The organism is Mycobacterium sp. JS623 (assembly GCF_000328565.1).
Taxonomy (GTDB): Bacteria; Actinomycetota; Actinomycetes; order Mycobacteriales; family Mycobacteriaceae; genus Mycobacterium.
Genome location: NC_019966.1, coordinates 4,641,884 through 4,658,483, shown reverse-complemented (window position 1 = coordinate 4,658,483; position 16,600 = coordinate 4,641,884). Strand labels below are relative to the sequence as shown.

Genomic DNA, 16,600 nt, shown 5'->3' with positions numbered 1-16,600 from the left:
AGACAATGTCGACATTCATCGGTCAGCTCGTCGGGTTCGCGGTCATCGTGTTCCTGGTGGTGCGCTACGTCGTACCGCCGGTGCGCACGATGATGGCCAACCAGCAGGAAACCGTGCGCAAGCAGTTGGAGGACAGCGCCGACGCCAAAAAGCGGTTGGGCGATGCCGAGAAGGCGCACGAGAAGGCCGTCGAGCGAGCCAAGGCCGAGGCCAAGCAGATCACCGAGGAAGCGCGGGTTGACGCCGAGCGCATCGTCGAGCAGATGCACGCCCAGGCTGACGCCGAGGTTGAGCGGATCAAAGTGCAAGGCACCCAGCAGGTTCAGCTGCTGCGCGCCCAGCTGGTTCGTCAGCTGCGCGGTGACCTCGGTGCCGAGGCTGTCCGTCGCGCAGGCGAGTTGGTCAGGAACCACGTTTCTGATGCCGATGCCCAGTCGGCCACCGTCGACCGGTTCATCGACGAACTCGACGCGATGGCGCCGTCCGAAGCGGTGATCGAAGACCGCGCGACGACACGGCTGCGCTCGGCGAGCAGGGAGTCGCTGGCGGCACTGGTCAACAAGTTCGACGAGGTGACCACCGACCTCGGTGCAGACCAATTGTCTTCGGTGGCCAACGATTTGGCGTCCGTAGCCAAACTGCTTGCGCAAGAGTCGATCCTGACCCGTCATCTCGCGGACCCGGCCGACAATCCATCAGCCAAGCTAGGCCTGGTCGACGCGCTGTTCGACGGCAAGATCGGCGACACGGCGCTGGAGATTTTGAAGGCTGCCGTGTCGGGACGTTGGTCGTCTGACGCGAACCTGATCGACGCGGTCGAGCATGTCGCGCGGCTGGCACTGCTGGTCCGCGCCGAGCGTGAGGACGTCGCGAGTGACGTCGAAGAGCAGCTCTTCCGGTTCCACCGCATTCTAGACGGGCAGCCACAGCTGAGCACGCTGCTGAGCGACTACAGCGCGCCCGCCGAGGGCCGGGTGAAGCTGTTGAAGGACGTGCTCCCCAGCGGCGCCAGCGTCAATAAAACGACCCGTCAACTTCTTTCGCAGACGATCGAGTTGCTCCGTGGCGAACGCGCCGACGAGGCGGTCCTCGATCTGGCCGAGCTTGCAGTGTCCCGTCGGGGCGAGGTGGTGGCACACGTCAGCGCCGCGGCCAGCCTCAGCGACGACCAACGCACGCGGCTGACAGAAGTGCTGACCCGCATCTACGGGCACCCGGTTTCCGTGCAGCTGTACATCAACCCCCCGCTGTTGGGTGGGTTGAACATCACCGTCGGCGACGAGGTGATCGACGGCACGCTCTCATCGAAATTGGCAGCCGCCGAAACCAAGCTGCCCGACTGACCGACAACGAACGACAAGACCCCACACCGTAAGAACAGGAACGCGAAAAGCCACCGATGAGCGCTTGCGCGAAGAGGAGTACACCATGGCAGAGTTGACCATCTCCGCTGACGACATCCAGGGTGCGATCGAGGACTACGTCTCGAGTTTCACCGCCGACACCGCGCGTGAGGAGATCGGTACGGTCATCGACGCCGGCGACGGTATCGCCCACGTCGAGGGTCTGCCCTCCGTGATGACGCAGGAGCTCCTGGAGTTCCCCGGCGGTGTGCTCGGCGTGGCCCTCAACCTCGACGAGCACAGCATCGGCGCCGTTATCCTGGGTGACTTCGAGAAGATCGAAGAGGGCCAGCAGGTCAAGCGCACCGGCGAGGTGCTCTCGGTGCCGGTCGGCGACAAGTTCCTCGGCCGCGTGGTCAACCCGCTGGGTCAGCCGATCGACGGCAAGGGTGACATCGAGCCGGAAACCCGCCGCGCACTTGAGATTCAGGCCCCCTCGGTGGTGCAGCGCCAGGGTGTGAGCGAGCCGCTGCAGACCGGTATCAAGGCCATCGACGCGATGACCCCGATCGGTCGCGGCCAACGTCAGCTGATCATCGGTGACCGCAAGACCGGCAAGACGGCGGTGTGTGTGGACACCATCCTGAACCAGCGCGAGAACTGGGAGTCGGGCGACGAGAAGAAGCAGGTCCGCTGCGTCTACGTCGCGATCGGCCAGAAGGGCACGACGATCGCTTCGGTGGCCCGCGCGCTTGAAGAGGGCGGCGCGATGGACTACACCACCATCGTCGCGGCGCCGGCTTCGGACTCCGCCGGCTTCAAATGGCTTGCGCCATACACCGGTTCGGCCATCGCGCAGCATTGGATGTACAACGGCAAGCACGTGCTGATCGTTTTCGACGACCTGTCCAAGCAGGCTGAGGCCTACCGCGCGATCTCGCTGCTGCTGCGCCGCCCGCCGGGCCGCGAGGCCTACCCGGGCGACGTGTTCTACCTGCACTCGCGGCTCCTGGAGCGTTGCGCCAAGCTTTCCGATGAGCTCGGCGGCGGCTCGATGACCGGCTTGCCGATCATCGAGACCAAGGCCAATGACATCTCGGCTTACATTCCGACGAACGTCATCTCGATCACCGATGGCCAGTGCTTCCTGGAATCCGATCTGTTCAACCAGGGTGTGCGGCCGGCCATCAACGTCGGTGTGTCGGTGTCCCGCGTCGGTGGCGCCGCACAGATCAAGGCCATGAAAGAGGTGGCCGGCTCGCTGCGGCTGGATCTGTCGCAGTACCGCGAGCTGGAGTCATTCGCTGCGTTCGCTTCCGACCTGGATGCGACCTCGAAGGCGCAGCTCGAGCGTGGCGCGCGGCTGGTCGAGCTGCTCAAGCAGCCGCAGTACCAGCCGCTGGCCGTCGAGGAGCAGGTCGTGTCCATCTTCCTCGGCACCGAGGGCCACCTCGACTCGGTTCCCGTCGAGGACGTCGGCCGGTTCGAGGCCGAGCTCCTCGACCACGTGCGGGCTTCGGAGGGCGAAATCCTCACGCAGATCCGCGAATCGGGCAAGCTCGGCGACGAGCTCAGCGAGAAGTTGGTCGAGGTGATCAACCAGTTCAAGAAGGGCTTCGCAGCCTCGGACGGCAGCTCGGTCGTCCCCGACGAGCATGTCGAGGCGCTTGATGAAGCAGACCTTGAAAAGGAATCGGTGAAGGTCCGCAAGCCGGCACCGAAGAAGAAGTAAGCAACCATGGCAGCCACACTTCGCGAATTGCGCGGGCGCATCCGCTCCGCCGGGTCGATCAAGAAAATCACCAAGGCGCAGGAGTTGATCGCTACCTCGCGTATTGGTAGGGCGCAGAACCGCCTGCAGGCGGCGCGGCCGTACGCCTTCGAGATCACCGCGATGCTGACCAACCTGGGCAATGAGGCGGCGCTCGATCATCCGTTGCTGGTCGAGCGAGAAGATCCGAAGCGGGCCGGTGTGCTAGTGGTTTCGTCCGACCGCGGGCTTTGTGGCGGGTACAACTCGAACGTGTTTCGGCGCGCCGAGGAATTGTTCTCACTGATTCGCCAGGAGGGCAAGACGCCAATCGTCTACACCGTCGGGCGAAAGGCGTTGAACTACTACCGGTTCCGCAACTGGAAGATCACCGACTCATGGAACGGGTTCTCCGAGCAGCCCACCTATGAAAATGCTCAGGAGATCGCTTCGACGTTGGTCGACGCGTTCATGGCCGGTGCCGACGACCACGGTGACGACCCGGGCCCCGACGGCATCCTGGGACTCGACGAGCTGCACATCGTCTCCACCGAATTCAAGTCGATGATGTCGCAGAATGCGGTCGCGCATCGGATCGCGCCGATGGTGGTGGAATACGTCGAGGAGGAGTCGGGTCCTCGCACGCTGTATTCGTTCGAGCCAGACGCCACAACGCTTTTCGATGCGTTGCTGCCGCGGTACCTGGCTACGCGCGTCTACGCCGCGCTGCTCGAGTCGGCCGCTTCGGAGCTGGCGTCACGTCAGCGGGCCATGAAGTCGGCAACGGACAACGCCGACGACCTCATCAAAGAGTTGACCTTGATGGCCAACCGGGAGCGCCAGGCCAACATCACCCAGGAAATCAGCGAGATCGTCGGTGGCGCGAATGCGCTCGCCGACGCCGCCGGACGTTAGCCCCTTAGAGAGAAGAAGAGATGACTGCTACCGCCGAAAAGCCCACGAAGGCAAAGAACAAGGACACCAACGGTCGCGTGGTGCGGGTTACCGGCCCCGTGGTCGACGTTGAGTTCCCGCGTGGCTCGGTGCCCGAGCTGTTCAACGCGCTGAACGCCGAGGTGACGTTCGAGGAGCTCGCGAAGACGCTCACCCTCGAGGTGGCGCAGCACCTCGGCGACAACCTGGTGCGCTGCATCTCGCTGCAGCCGACCGACGGCCTGGTCCGCGGCGTCGACGTCGTCGACACCGGCGCGTCGATCTCGGTGCCCGTCGGCGACGGTGTGAAGGGCCACGTGTGGAACGCCCTCGGCGCCTGCCTTGACGACCCGGAGTACGGAAAAGACTTCGATCGCTGGGAGATTCACCGCAAGCCGCCCGCCTTCAGTGAGCTCGAGCCCCGCACCGAGATGCTCGAGACCGGCCTCAAGGTCGTCGACCTGCTGACCCCGTACGTGCGTGGCGGCAAGATCGCCCTGTTCGGCGGCGCCGGCGTGGGCAAGACCGTGTTGATCCAGGAGATGATCAACCGTATTGCCCGCAACTTCGGCGGCACTTCGGTTTTCGCCGGTGTGGGTGAGCGCACCCGTGAGGGCAACGACCTGTGGGTCGAGCTCGCCGACGCCGACGTGCTCAAGGACACCGCGCTGGTGTTCGGTCAGATGGACGAGCCGCCCGGCACCCGTATGCGGGTGGCGCTGTCCGCGCTGACCATGGCGGAGTTCTTCCGCGATGAACAGCAACAGGACGTGCTGCTGTTCATCGACAACATCTTCCGGTTCACCCAGGCCGGTTCGGAGGTGTCGACGCTGCTCGGCCGCATGCCGTCCGCCGTGGGTTACCAGCCGACGCTGGCCGACGAGATGGGCGAGCTGCAGGAGCGCATCACCTCGACGCGCGGTCGCTCCATCACCTCGATGCAGGCCGTGTACGTGCCCGCTGACGACTACACCGACCCGGCGCCGGCGACCACGTTCGCGCACCTGGATGCCACGACGGAGTTGTCCCGCGCGGTGTTCTCGAAAGGCATCTTCCCGGCGGTGGATCCGCTGGCGTCCAGCTCGACCATCCTCGACCCAGCGGTCGTCGGCGACGAGCACTACCGCGTGGCGCAGGAAGTCATCCGAATCCTGCAGCGCTACAAGGACCTCCAGGACATCATCGCGATCCTCGGTATCGACGAGCTGTCCGAAGAGGACAAACAGCTGGTGCAGCGCGCCCGTCGTATCGAGCGCTTCCTGAGCCAGAACATGATGGCTGCCGAGCAGTTCACCGGCCAGCCCGGTTCGACGGTTCCCGTCAAGGAGACCATCGAGGCGTTCGACCGGCTCACCAAGGGCGAATTCGACCACGTGCCCGAGCAGGCGTTCTTCCTGATCGGCGGCCTGGACGATTTGGCGAAGAAGGCCAAGGGCTTTGGTGTGGAGCTCGAAGGCGGCGGCAACGGCTCCTCCAAGTCGGACGAGGACGACAAGAAGGATGCCTAGGTCCTCCTGTCCACACCGAAAGGTGATGTGAGATGGCCGAACTGAACATCGACATCGTCGCGGTCGATCGCAAGATCTGGTCGGGCCAGGGCACGTTCCTCTTCACCCGCACCACGTCGGGTGAGATCGGCATCCTGGCCAACCACATCCCGTTGGTCGCACAGTTGGTCGACGACGCGATGGTGCGGGTCGAGCGTGAAGGCGAGGACGATCTGCGTATCGCCGTTGACGGGGGCTTCCTGTCCGTCACCGAGCAAGCCGTGACCGTCCTTGCCGAGAGCGCTGAATTCGATTCGGAGATCGACGAAGCCGCCGCACAGCGCGACGCCGAATCCGACGATCCCGCTACTGCTGCCAAGGGTCGGGCGCGGTTGCGCGCCCTGGGCCAGATCGACTAGAGGTCCCGCCGATGAGCGCGTCCATGCTGTTGATGGTCGCGCTGGTCGGTGTATTGCTCTGTGTCTCCGTCGCACTCAGTTATCGGTTGTGGAAACTACGCCAGGTGGGCGGGACGGCTGCGATCCTGCGTGACGTCCCCGCTGTCGCCGGCCATGGCTGGCGCCACGGTGTAATGCGTTACCGGGGTGGGGAAGCCGGCTTCTATCGGTTGTCCAGCCTGCGTTGGTGGCCCGATCGCACGCTGAGTCGGCGCGGGTTGGAGATCGTGTCACGCCGCTCGCCTCGGGGCGACGAATTCGACATCATGACAGACGAAATCGTCGTGCTGGAACTGCGCGATACCGATCCAGAACGTCGCCGCGGATATGAAGTGGCGCTGGATCGCGGTGCGCTGACGGCGTTCTTATCGTGGCTGGAGTCGCGGCCGTCGCCACGGGCACGGCGCCGAACGTTTTGATTCAATCGATTGCCGGGCCCGGTCTTTCGGTCGTCGCGCAAGCGCTCATCCGCCTGGTTGCCACAACACGTCGCCGTCGGGGTTCGCCACCCGCGACAGGATGAACAGCAGATCTGACAGCCGGTTGAGGTACTTCGCGGGCAGCACGCTGATCGAGTCTGCGTGCGTGTCGACGGCCTGCCACGCTGACCGTTCGGCGCGGCGCGCGACCGTGCGCGCCACATGCAGCAACGCCGAGAGCGGTGTACCGCCCGGCAGCACAAACGAATTCAACGCCGGCAGCGGTTCGTTGAACTCGTCGCACCAGGACTCGAGCCTGTCGATGTAGCTCTGCGTGATCCGCAGCGGCGGGTGTTCGGGGTTCGCCACTACGGGAGTCGATAGGTCAGCGCCCGCATCGAAGAGGTCGTTCTGAATCTGCCGCAGCACCTTGCGAATTTGCTCACTGGGGTTACCCAAGGCAATCGCGACACCGATCGCGGCATTGGTCTCGTCGCAGTCGGCATACGCGGCGAGTCGCGCGTCATTCTTTGAGACCCTGCTGAAGTCGCTCAAGCCGGTGGTCCCGTCATCGCCGGTCCGCGTATATATGCGGGTCAGATGAACTGCCATGGTCAAACCGTACCGGGCGCGGTGGCCTGGGAAACTGACACCGTCGGGTGCCGCTGTTTACACTAAGCCGCGTGAGCGAGCGATTCGTGGTGACCGGGGGAAACCGGTTATCGGGCGAAGTTGCTGTCGGGGGAGCCAAAAACAGCGTCTTGAAGCTGATGGCGGCCTCGCTCCTTGCCGAGGGAACCAGCACGATCACCAACTGCCCGGACATTCTGGACGTTCCGCTGATGGCGGAGGTGCTGCGCGGTCTGGGCGCCACAGTCGAGCTCGACGGTGACACCGTTCGAATCACCTCGCCCGACGAACCCAAGTACGACGCGGATTTCGCAGCGGTCCGACAGTTCCGGGCGTCGGTGTGTGTGCTCGGCCCGTTGGTCGGACGATGCAAGCGAGCCAAGGTTGCGCTGCCGGGCGGCGACGCGATTGGGTCGCGGCCGTTGGATATGCACCAGGCCGGTCTGCGGCAGCTGGGTGCGCGCTGCAACATCGAGCACGGCTGTGTCGTGGCCGAGGCAGAGCACTTGCGCGGCGCCGAGATTCAATTGGAGTTCCCGTCGGTGGGTGCCACGGAGAACATCCTGATGGCCGCCGTGGTCGCCGAAGGGGTCACGACCATTCACAACGCCGCGCGCGAGCCAGACGTCGTCGACCTGTGCACGATGCTCAACCAGATGGGGGCCCAGATCTCGGGTGCGGGGACGCCGACGATGACGATCACAGGCGTCGACCGCCTCTATCCGACCGAGCACCGGGTGATCGGCGACCGCATCGTGGCGGCCACGTGGGGCATTGCCGCCGCAATGACCCGCGGGGATATCTCGGTGACGGGTATCGATCCGCAGCACCTTCAATTGGTGCTGCACAAGCTGCACGACGCCGGCGCCACCGTCACGCAGACCGACGACGGTTTCCGGGTGGTTCAGTACGAGCGGCCGAAAGCAGTCAACGTCGCGACGCTGCCGTTCCCGGGATTCCCGACCGACCTGCAGCCGATGGCGATCGGCCTGGCTTCGATCGCGGACGGTACGTCGATGATCACGGAGAACGTGTTCGAGGCCCGGTTCCGGTTCGTCGAAGAAATGATCCGGCTCGGTGCCGACGCCCGCACCGATGGCCACCACGCAGTGGTCAGGGGCATCCCGCAACTGTCCAGCGCGCCGGTGTGGTCGTCCGATATTCGGGCCGGCGCCGGCTTGGTGCTTGCGGGGCTGGTCGCCGATGGTGACACCGAGGTTCATGACGTGTTCCACATCGATCGCGGCTACCCGCTGTTCGTCGAGCAACTTGTGAGTCTGGGCGCCGAAATAGAGCGGGTCGTCTAGCGCTCGATGCGTTAAGTGACCCCGCTTTGGCGGGTGGGGGACAAGGGCGTATTCTTTATCGAGAAGCCCACGGCCCCAGGCCATTCGGACTGGAGGACGGGGTTTGACGTCTCTGTCCACGTGGAGTACAGTGGCAGGGTTGCCTGCAGCGCGGGTGTGTTGTTTGAGAACTCAATAGTGTGTTTGGTGGTTTTTGTTTGTTGTTGTTTTTTGGCTGCCCTCTTTTTCCCGTTTGGGGGGTGGTTGTTTTTGATGCCAGTTTTTGGTGTCTTGCTTTGGTTCAGATTTTTCTGAATGGCCTTTTTGGGTTTTGTTTGGAGAGTTTGATCCTGGCTCAGGACGAACGCTGGCGGCGTGCTTAACACATGCAAGTCGAACGGAAAGGCCCTTTCGGGGGTGCTCGAGTGGCGAACGGGTGAGTAACACGTGGGTGATCTGCCCTGCACTTTGGGATAAGCCTGGGAAACTGGGTCTAATACCGAATACACCTCGCTGGCTGCATGGTTGGTGGGGGAAAGCTTTTGCGGTGTGGGATGGGCCCGCGGCCTATCAGCTTGTTGGTGGGGTGATGGCCTACCAAGGCGACGACGGGTAGCCGGCCTGAGAGGGTGTCCGGCCACACTGGGACTGAGATACGGCCCAGACTCCTACGGGAGGCAGCAGTGGGGAATATTGCACAATGGGCGCAAGCCTGATGCAGCGACGCCGCGTGAGGGATGACGGCCTTCGGGTTGTAAACCTCTTTCAGCATCGACGAAGCGCAAGTGACGGTAGATGCAGAAGAAGCACCGGCCAACTACGTGCCAGCAGCCGCGGTAATACGTAGGGTGCGAGCGTTGTCCGGAATTACTGGGCGTAAAGAGCTCGTAGGTGGTTTGTCGCGTTGTCCGTGAAAACTCACAGCTTAACTGTGGGCGTGCGGGCGATACGGGCAGACTGGAGTACTGCAGGGGAGACTGGAATTCCTGGTGTAGCGGTGGAATGCGCAGATATCAGGAGGAACACCGGTGGCGAAGGCGGGTCTCTGGGCAGTAACTGACGCTGAGGAGCGAAAGCGTGGGGAGCGAACAGGATTAGATACCCTGGTAGTCCACGCCGTAAACGGTGGGTACTAGGTGTGGGTTTCCTTCCTTGGGATCCGTGCCGTAGCTAACGCATTAAGTACCCCGCCTGGGGAGTACGGCCGCAAGGCTAAAACTCAAAGGAATTGACGGGGGCCCGCACAAGCGGCGGAGCATGTGGATTAATTCGATGCAACGCGAAGAACCTTACCTGGGTTTGACATGCACAGGACGACTGCAGAGATGTGGTTTCCCTTGTGGCCTGTGTGCAGGTGGTGCATGGCTGTCGTCAGCTCGTGTCGTGAGATGTTGGGTTAAGTCCCGCAACGAGCGCAACCCTTGTCTCATGTTGCCAGCGCGTTATGGCGGGGACTCGTGAGAGACTGCCGGGGTCAACTCGGAGGAAGGTGGGGATGACGTCAAGTCATCATGCCCCTTATGTCCAGGGCTTCACACATGCTACAATGGCCGGTACAAAGGGCTGCGATGCCGTGAGGTGGAGCGAATCCTTTCAAAGCCGGTCTCAGTTCGGATCGGGGTCTGCAACTCGACCCCGTGAAGTCGGAGTCGCTAGTAATCGCAGATCAGCAACGCTGCGGTGAATACGTTCCCGGGCCTTGTACACACCGCCCGTCACGTCATGAAAGTCGGTAACACCCGAAGCCGGTGGCCTAACCCCTTTGTGGGAGGGAGCCGTCGAAGGTGGGATCGGCGATTGGGACGAAGTCGTAACAAGGTAGCCGTACCGGAAGGTGCGGCTGGATCACCTCCTTTCTAAGGAGCACCACGAGACCCGAGCCGGCCCGCATCGCGCGGATCACCGAGATTTGGGCGATTCGATGGATGGGCCGCACCTGTAGTGGGTGTGGTTCTGGTGCACGACAAACGTTGAGCCGGTGGGGAGACATCGGTGATGGATTGCCAGACACACTATTGGGCTTTGAGACAACAAGCCCGCTATCTCTTCGTCCCGATGGTGGGAAACCGGGGATAGGGAGTTGGTTGTTGTCGCCCCGAGTTTTGGTGGTGGGGTGTGGTGTTTGATTTGTGGATAGTGGTTGCGAGCATCTAGCACGCATGTGGGCGCTGGCCTTCCGTTGGGGGGTTGGTGTTTTTGTGTGTGTTGATGTGCAATTTTTGTTAATACAATTGGTTTTGTGTTGTAAGTGTTTAAGGGCGCATGGTGGATGCCTTGGCACTGGGAGCCGATGAAGGACGTGGGAGGCTGCGATATGCCTCGGGGAGTTGTCAACCGAGCGTGGATCCGAGGATGTCCGAATGGGGAAACCCGGCACGAGTGATGTCGTGTCACCCAACGCTGAATATATAGGCGTTGGGGGGGAACGCGGGGAAGTGAAACATCTCAGTACCCGTAGGAAGAGAAAACAAAAGTGATTCCGTGAGTAGTGGCGAGCGAAAGCGGAGGATGGCTAAACCGTATGCATGTGATACCCGGCGGGGGTTGTGTGTGCGGTGTTGTGGGGCGTTTCTTCTCTGGTCCGCCGGCCAGGGCGAAAGTGATAAACCGTTGGGTTAGGTGAAGTGGCCTGGGATGGCCTGTCCGGAGAGGGTGAGAGCCCCGTAACCGAAAATTTGACGGCTTTCGTGGAACTGTCCCCGAGTAGCAGCGGGCCCGTGGAATCTGCTGTGAATCTGCCGAGACCACTCGGTAAGCCTGAATACTTCCCAGTGACCGATAGCGGATTAGTACCGTGAGGGAATGGTGAAAAGTACCCCGGGAGGGGAGTGAAAGAGTACCTGAAACCGTGCGCTTACAATCCGTCAGAGCCCTCGACTTTGTTGTGGGGTGATGGCGTGCCTTTTGAAGAATGAGCCTGCGAGTCAGGGACATGTCGCGAGGTTAACCCGGGTGGGGTAGCCGCAGCGAAAGCGAGTCTGAATAGGGCGTATCCAATTCGTTGGGATTGGTGTAGTGGTGTGTTCTGGACCCGAAGCGGAGTGATCTACCCATGGCCAGGGTGAAGCAGCAGTAAGATGTTGTGGAGGCCCGAACCCACTTAGGTTGAAGACTGAGGGGATGAGTTGTGGGTAGGGGTGAAAGGCCAATCAAACTCCGTGATAGCTGGTTCTCCCCGAAATGCATTTAGGTGCAGCGTTACGTGTTTTTTGCCGGAGGTAGAGCTACTGGATGGCCGATGGGCCCTACTAGGTTACTGACGTCAGCCAAACTCCGAATGCCGGTAAATGAAAGCGTGGCAGTGAGACGGCGGGGGATAAGCTCCGTGCGTCGAGAGGGAAACAGCCCAGATCGCCGGCTAAGGCCCCTAAGCGTGTGCTAAGTGGAAAAGGATGTGCAGTCGCGAAGACAACCAGGAGGTTGGCTTAGAAGCAGCCACCCTTGAAAGAGTGCGTAATAGCTCACTGGTCAAGTGATTGTGCGCCGATAATGTAGCGGGGCTCAAGCACACCGCCGAAGCCGCGGCAATGGTCCGCGAGGATTGTTGGGTAGGGGAGCGTCCTGCATCCGGTGAAGCCACGAAGTGATTCAGTGGTGGAGGGTGTGGGAGTGAGAATGCAGGCATGAGTAGCGATAAGGCAAGTGAGAACCTTGCCCGCCGAAAGACCAAGGGTTCCTGGGCCAGGCCAGTCCGCCCAGGGTGAGTCGGGACCTAAGGCGAGGCCGACAGGCGTAGTCGATGGACAACGGGTTGATATTCCCGTACCCGTGTATGTGCGCCCCTGACGAATCAGAGGTACTAACCGCCCAAAACCACGACCACCGGATCCTTCGGGTGATGGGGTGGTGGGGCTGCGTGGGATCTTCTTTGGTAGTAGTCAAGCGATGGGGTGACGCAGGAAGGTAGCCGTACCAGTCAGTGGTAATACTGGGGCAAGCCGGTAGGACGACATCTAGGTAAATCCGGGTGTCATATGAGTCCGAGAGGTGATGCATAGCCGAGTGAGGTGAATTCGGTGATCCTATGCTGCCGAGAAAAGCCTCTAGCGAGCACAGACACGGCCCGTACCCCAAACCAACACAGGTGGTCAGGTAGAGAATACCGAGGCGTACGAGTGAACTATGGTTAAGGAACTCGGCAAAATACCCCCGTAACTTCGGGAGAAGGGGGACCTCACATCGTCATGGCTCTTGCAGCCGGCAGCGGTGGGGGGTGGCACAAACCAGTGAGAAGCGACTGTTTACTAAAAACACAGGTCCGTGCGAAGTCGCAAGACGATGTATACGGACTGACGCCTGCCCGGTGCTGGAAGGTTAAGAGGACCCGTTAACCCTTTCGGGGGTGAAGCGGAGAATTTAAGCCCCAGTAAACGGCGGTGGTAACTATAACCATCCTAAGGTAGCGAAATTCCTTGTCGGGTAAGTTCCGACCTGCACGAATGGCGTAACGACTTCTCAACTGTCTCAACCATAGACTCGGCGAAATTGCACTACGAGTAAAGATGCTCGTTACGCGCGGCAGGACGAAAAGACCCCGGGACCTTCACTACAACTTGGTATTGGTGCTCGATACGGTTTGTGTAGGATAGGTGGGAGACTGTGAAGCAGTCACGCCAGTGATTGTGGAGTCATCGTTGAAATACCACTCTGATCGTATTGGGCCTCTAACCTCGAACCGTCTATCCGGTTCAGGAACAGTGCCTGGTGGGTAGTTTAACTGGGGCGGTTGCCTCCTAAAATGTAACGGAGGCGCCCAAAGGTTCCCTCAACCTGGACGGCAATCAGGTGTTGAGTGTAAGTGCACAAGGGAGCTTGACTGCGAGACCTACACGTCAAGCAGGGACGAAAGTCGGGACTAGTGATCCGGCACCCCCGAGTGGAAGGGGTGTCGCTCAACGGATAAAAGGTACCCCGGGGATAACAGGCTGATCTTCCCCAAGAGTCCATATCGACGGGATGGTTTGGCACCTCGATGTCGGCTCGTCGCATCCTGGGGCTGGAGCAGGTCCCAAGGGTTGGGCTGTTCGCCCATTAAAGCGGCACGCGAGCTGGGTTTAGAACGTCGTGAGACAGTTCGGTCTCTATCCGCCGCGCGCGTCAGAAGCTTGAGGAAACCTGTCCCTAGTACGAGAGGACCGGGACGGACGAACCTCTGGTCCACCAGTTGTCCCACCAGGGGCACCGCTGGATAGCCACGTTCGGACAGGATAACCGCTGAAAGCATCTAAGCGGGAAACCCCCTCCAAGACCAGGCTTCTCACCCATTCAAGTGGGATAAGGCCCCCCGCAGACCACGGGATCGATAGACCAGACCTACACGCACAGCAATGTGTTCAGGGAACTGGCACTAACCGGCCGAAAACTTACACACACACCCGCAACCACACACACATCCACAGCAGTCAAACCACTGCACCCCACCACCAAATAACACTTCCCCACACAAAACCGTGGGGCACCGAAAAGTGAATAGAGTTACGGCGGTCCATAGCGGCAGGGAAACGCCCGGACCCATCCCGAACCCGGAAGCTAAGCCTGCCAGCGCCGATGATACTACCCAACCCGGGTGGAAAAGTAGGACACCGCCGAACACAATTTAAGTCCTTTGCCCCCCAATTCTATTGGGGGGCAAAGGCATTTGTGGAGAGACGAAAACTGCAAGGAGCCTTCAGTGGTCGAGCTGTATGTCGAGCGGACGATCGCCGCGCCTCCGCAAGCTGTGTTCGATTGGCTGGCAGAACCGGTCAATCTGACGGCCGCCCCGCTCGCGCTACGGGCAGGGTTCACGAAGGGTACGTCGGCAGCGGCGGCCGGCGTCAGACGATGGGTGATCGGGGCCGGAATGTGGTTCGAAGAGGAGATCACCGCATACGACCGGCCGCGGAGCTACTCGTACCTCATCCTTCGTTCGTTGCCGCCGTTCAACCACGAAGGCGGCACGTTGACGTTCACCCCGGCAGGTGATGGCACACATGTCGGCTGGCACACCGTATACGGCCATCCGGTCTACGCCGGCGGAAAAGTGCTGGAGGCATTGAGCTTTCGGCTACTGCGCTCCAGCTTCGCGGCGGTTCTCGCTGGCTGCGCCAAAGCGCTGGAACGTTAGTCAGAACAACGCGGGCGCAGAACGGCTCTTTTCTAAGGCGAGCAATGCCCTTTTTCGGTCGAGGCCGCCGCCGTATCCGGTGAGGCTGCCGTTTGATCCGATTACACGATGGCACGGCACGATAATGCCGATCGGGTTGTGGCCGTTCGCCAGTCCAACAGCGCGAAACGCGCCGGGCGATCCGATCTGTCGCGCGATCTCCCCGTACGACCGTGTTTCTCCATAAGGGATTGTCAGGAGCGCCTCCCACACTCGCCGCTGAAATGCAGTGCCGACCAGATTCAGGTCGAGGTCGAAGTCGATCCGGTCGCCGGCGAAATAAGCCTCGAGTTGTTCGACTGCTTCGGAGAATGCGTCGTCATCGGGTTCCCAGCCATCGTGGCTCGGCTCGTATGTCTGGTCGACCATACGCAGATGCATGAGTCGCCCAGCGGTACCCGCGAGTGTCAGCTTCCCGACCGGACTCTCCATCGACCGAAACAGCACTTGTTGCATCACTTCTCCTTCGGCGGCCATTCGTTGACCGCGTGATCGAGGGCCGTCCATAGGTGCTGAGTTGCATACGACCGCCATGGCCGCCATTGCATACTGCGCTCGGTCAGCGGGCGGGCATCGCCGGGCAGCCCCAGCTGCCTCGCCGCAAGTCGCACACCCAAGTCGCTGGCTGGGAACGCGTCGGGGTCCCCTAGACCACGCATCGCGATCACCTCGGCGGTCCAAGGGCCGATCCCCGGTAGCGCCAACAGCTGCTCGCGGGCGCGGTTCCAGTCGCAGCCGGCGTCGAGGACCATCTCTCCCTGCGCCATCCCTCTGATGAGCGTCGTCAGGGATCGCTGTCTCGACTTCGGGAACGCCAGATGCGCGGGATCGATTTCTGCAAGATGCTCGACCGCCGGAAAGGCATGCGTCAGACCGCCATTGAAATCGGTGACCGGCTGACCGTAGGCCATCACGATGCGTCGGGCGTGGGTGCGTGCGGCCTTCAACGACACCTGTTGGCCGAGCACTACTCGGATCGCCAGCTCCTGCTCGTCGACCGTGCGCGGTATCCGTTGGCCAGGCGCCTTGGCCACCAATGCAGTCAGGTCGGGGTCGGCGCTGAGTGCGTCGACGACGGCTTCGGGATCGGCGTCGAGATCCAGCAGTCGCCGACACCGGGCGATCGCGGTGGATAGATCACGGAAGTCATCCAATACCAGCTGACACTGCACATGGGCGGGTTGCGGTGTGAGACTTACGATTCCGTTGCCGTTAGGCAATCGCAGAGTGCGCCGGTAGGCGCCGTCGCGCACCTCCTCGACACCGGGTACCGCGCTTGCCGCGAGATGACCGAACAGTCCTTCGTAGGCGAATGGCGTCCGCACCGGCAGCCGCAGCGACAACGCGCCGTTGCCTCGCCCGAACCGCGTGCGGGCGCGTCGGCGCAGAGTCGTCGGTGTCAGATCGCAGACCGCACGAACAGTGTCGTTGAACTGGCGGATGCTCGAGAACCCCGCTGCGAACGCGACGTCGCCGAACGGCAGCTCCGTCGTCTCGATCAGCACCCGCGCGGTCTGGCTGCGCTGCGCCCTGGCCAGCGCCAGCGGATTGGCGCCGACCTCGGCCTGCAGCAGCCGCTCGAGCTGCCGGATGGTGTAGCCGACGCGTGCAGCGAGTCCGGTGACGCCTTCACGATCGACGGTGCCGTCGGCGATCAGGCGCATGGTCCGCGCCACCACGTCGCCGCGCACGTTCCACTCCGGCGAGCCCGGCGAGGCGTCCGGTCGGCAGCGCTTGCAGGCGCGGAAACCCGCCCGTTGCGCGGCCGCAGCCGTCGGATAAAACCGCATGTTGCGGGCGAACGGCGGCCGGACCGGGCAACTCGGTCGGCAGTAGATCTTCGTGGTCAGCACGGCAGTGACGAACCAGCCGTCGAACCGGGCGTCCTTGGACTGCACGGCCCGGTAACAGCGGTCGAAATCTTCGTGCATGCATCGACAATTACACGAGCCCACCGACATCACTGGCGGAAAAACGACATTGTCGTGGCGGCGCCAAACGTGGGACGTCTGTAGGTTCTCAAACTCGGTGTCAAATTCTCATCTGCCGTGTCACCTCGATGGCATATGTGACACGAATCTGAGACACCGTGCGGGTGTGCGCTGTAGAAGAGACACTCAGTTGCGTTATGGCTGTAGCGACCTGCTGG

The 16,600-nt window shown here is 61.8% G+C and carries 11 protein-coding genes and 3 rRNA genes; 11 read left to right on the top strand and 3 right to left on the bottom strand.

What is annotated here, in order from left to right; genetic code table 11:
* The first annotated feature begins 5 nt into the window (after nucleotides 1-5).
* From MYCSM_RS22735 to MYCSM_RS22710, 6 genes are all read left to right on the top strand, one after another.
* Nucleotides 6-1,343, top strand: a complete 1,338-nt coding sequence (locus MYCSM_RS22735) for a F0F1 ATP synthase subunit B/delta (RefSeq protein WP_015308517.1) — start codon at nucleotides 6-8, stop codon at nucleotides 1,341-1,343.
* 85 nt (nucleotides 1,344-1,428) lie between these two features.
* Nucleotides 1,429-3,075 carry a F0F1 ATP synthase subunit alpha gene (atpA, locus tag MYCSM_RS22730; protein WP_015308516.1) on the top strand — a complete coding sequence of 549 codons (1,647 nt, stop codon included), beginning with the start codon at nucleotides 1,429-1,431 and terminating at the stop codon, nucleotides 3,073-3,075.
* A 6-nt stretch (nucleotides 3,076-3,081) separates the two neighbouring features.
* Nucleotides 3,082-4,008, top strand: coding sequence for a F0F1 ATP synthase subunit gamma (locus tag MYCSM_RS22725; protein ID WP_015308515.1), 927 nt, complete (start codon nucleotides 3,082-3,084; stop codon nucleotides 4,006-4,008).
* 20 nt (nucleotides 4,009-4,028) lie between these two features.
* Nucleotides 4,029-5,534 carry a F0F1 ATP synthase subunit beta gene (atpD, locus tag MYCSM_RS22720; RefSeq protein ID WP_015308514.1) on the top strand — a complete coding sequence of 502 codons (1,506 nt, stop codon included), beginning with the start codon at nucleotides 4,029-4,031 and terminating at the stop codon, nucleotides 5,532-5,534.
* 32 nt (nucleotides 5,535-5,566) lie between these two features.
* A complete protein-coding gene (locus MYCSM_RS22715) occupies nucleotides 5,567-5,932 on the top strand; it encodes a F0F1 ATP synthase subunit epsilon (protein WP_015308513.1) in 366 nt (121 codons plus the stop codon).
* A gap of 11 nt (nucleotides 5,933-5,943) precedes the next feature.
* The gene (locus MYCSM_RS22710; RefSeq protein ID WP_015308512.1) at nucleotides 5,944-6,390 is read left to right on the top strand and encodes a DUF2550 domain-containing protein; all 447 of its coding nucleotides are present in this window, start codon (nucleotides 5,944-5,946) and stop codon (nucleotides 6,388-6,390) included.
* 45 nt (nucleotides 6,391-6,435) lie between these two features.
* On the opposite strand, the gene MYCSM_RS22705 is transcribed toward MYCSM_RS22710, so the two are convergent.
* Entirely contained in the window at nucleotides 6,436-7,002 is a 567-nt protein-coding gene (locus tag MYCSM_RS22705; RefSeq protein ID WP_015308511.1) for a cob(I)yrinic acid a,c-diamide adenosyltransferase, read from the bottom strand.
* 71 nt (nucleotides 7,003-7,073) lie between these two features.
* Between MYCSM_RS22705 and murA the strand changes: the two genes are divergently transcribed.
* From murA to MYCSM_RS22675, 5 genes are all read left to right on the top strand, one after another.
* Nucleotides 7,074-8,327 carry a UDP-N-acetylglucosamine 1-carboxyvinyltransferase gene (gene murA, locus MYCSM_RS22700; RefSeq protein ID WP_015308510.1) on the top strand — a complete coding sequence of 418 codons (1,254 nt, stop codon included), beginning with the start codon at nucleotides 7,074-7,076 and terminating at the stop codon, nucleotides 8,325-8,327.
* Between the two features lie 311 nt (nucleotides 8,328-8,638).
* Nucleotides 8,639-10,162: ribosomal RNA gene (locus tag MYCSM_RS22690) — 16S ribosomal RNA — on the top strand.
* A gap of 386 nt (nucleotides 10,163-10,548) precedes the next feature.
* Nucleotides 10,549-13,677: ribosomal RNA gene (locus MYCSM_RS22685) — 23S ribosomal RNA — on the top strand.
* A 105-nt stretch (nucleotides 13,678-13,782) separates the two neighbouring features.
* Nucleotides 13,783-13,897 (top strand): 5S ribosomal RNA (gene rrf / locus MYCSM_RS22680).
* The 16S, 23S and 5S rRNA genes sit together here, the layout of an rRNA operon.
* 80 nt (nucleotides 13,898-13,977) lie before the next feature.
* Entirely contained in the window at nucleotides 13,978-14,412 is a 435-nt protein-coding gene (locus MYCSM_RS22675; protein ID WP_015308509.1) for an SRPBCC family protein, read from the top strand.
* On the opposite strand, the gene MYCSM_RS22670 is transcribed toward MYCSM_RS22675, so the two are convergent.
* Together MYCSM_RS22670 and MYCSM_RS22665 are read right to left on the bottom strand one after the other, a co-directional pair.
* Entirely contained in the window at nucleotides 14,413-14,907 is a 495-nt protein-coding gene (locus tag MYCSM_RS22670) for a methylated-DNA--[protein]-cysteine S-methyltransferase (RefSeq protein ID WP_015308508.1), read from the bottom strand. It abuts the gene before it with no gap.
* Complete coding sequence (locus MYCSM_RS22665; RefSeq protein ID WP_015308507.1) at nucleotides 14,907-16,382, bottom strand: DNA-3-methyladenine glycosylase 2 family protein; 1,476 nt, start codon at nucleotides 16,380-16,382, stop codon at nucleotides 14,907-14,909. The genes MYCSM_RS22670 and MYCSM_RS22665 overlap by 1 nt, the downstream gene beginning before the upstream one ends.
* Nucleotides 16,383-16,600 lie beyond the last annotated feature (218 nt).

Bases quoted from the DNA above. Each gene is read 5' to 3' on its own strand.
- MYCSM_RS22735 (WP_015308517.1), top strand. From the start codon at position 6: ATGTCGACATTCATCGGTCAGCTCGTCGGGTTCGCGGTCATCGTGTTC.
- atpA (WP_015308516.1), top strand. From the start codon at position 1,429: ATGGCAGAGTTGACCATCTCCGCTGACGACATCCAGGGTGCGATCGAG.
- MYCSM_RS22725 (WP_015308515.1), top strand. From the start codon at position 3,082: ATGGCAGCCACACTTCGCGAATTGCGCGGGCGCATCCGCTCCGCCGGG.
- atpD (WP_015308514.1), top strand. From the start codon at position 4,029: ATGACTGCTACCGCCGAAAAGCCCACGAAGGCAAAGAACAAGGACACC.
- MYCSM_RS22715 (WP_015308513.1), top strand. From the start codon at position 5,567: ATGGCCGAACTGAACATCGACATCGTCGCGGTCGATCGCAAGATCTGG.
- MYCSM_RS22710 (WP_015308512.1), top strand. From the start codon at position 5,944: ATGAGCGCGTCCATGCTGTTGATGGTCGCGCTGGTCGGTGTATTGCTC.
- MYCSM_RS22705 (WP_015308511.1), bottom strand. From the start codon at position 7,002: ATGGCAGTTCATCTGACCCGCATATATACGCGGACCGGCGATGACGGG.
- MYCSM_RS22670 (WP_015308508.1), bottom strand. From the start codon at position 14,907: ATGCAACAAGTGCTGTTTCGGTCGATGGAGAGTCCGGTCGGGAAGCTG.
- MYCSM_RS22665 (WP_015308507.1), bottom strand. From the start codon at position 16,382: ATGCACGAAGATTTCGACCGCTGTTACCGGGCCGTGCAGTCCAAGGAC.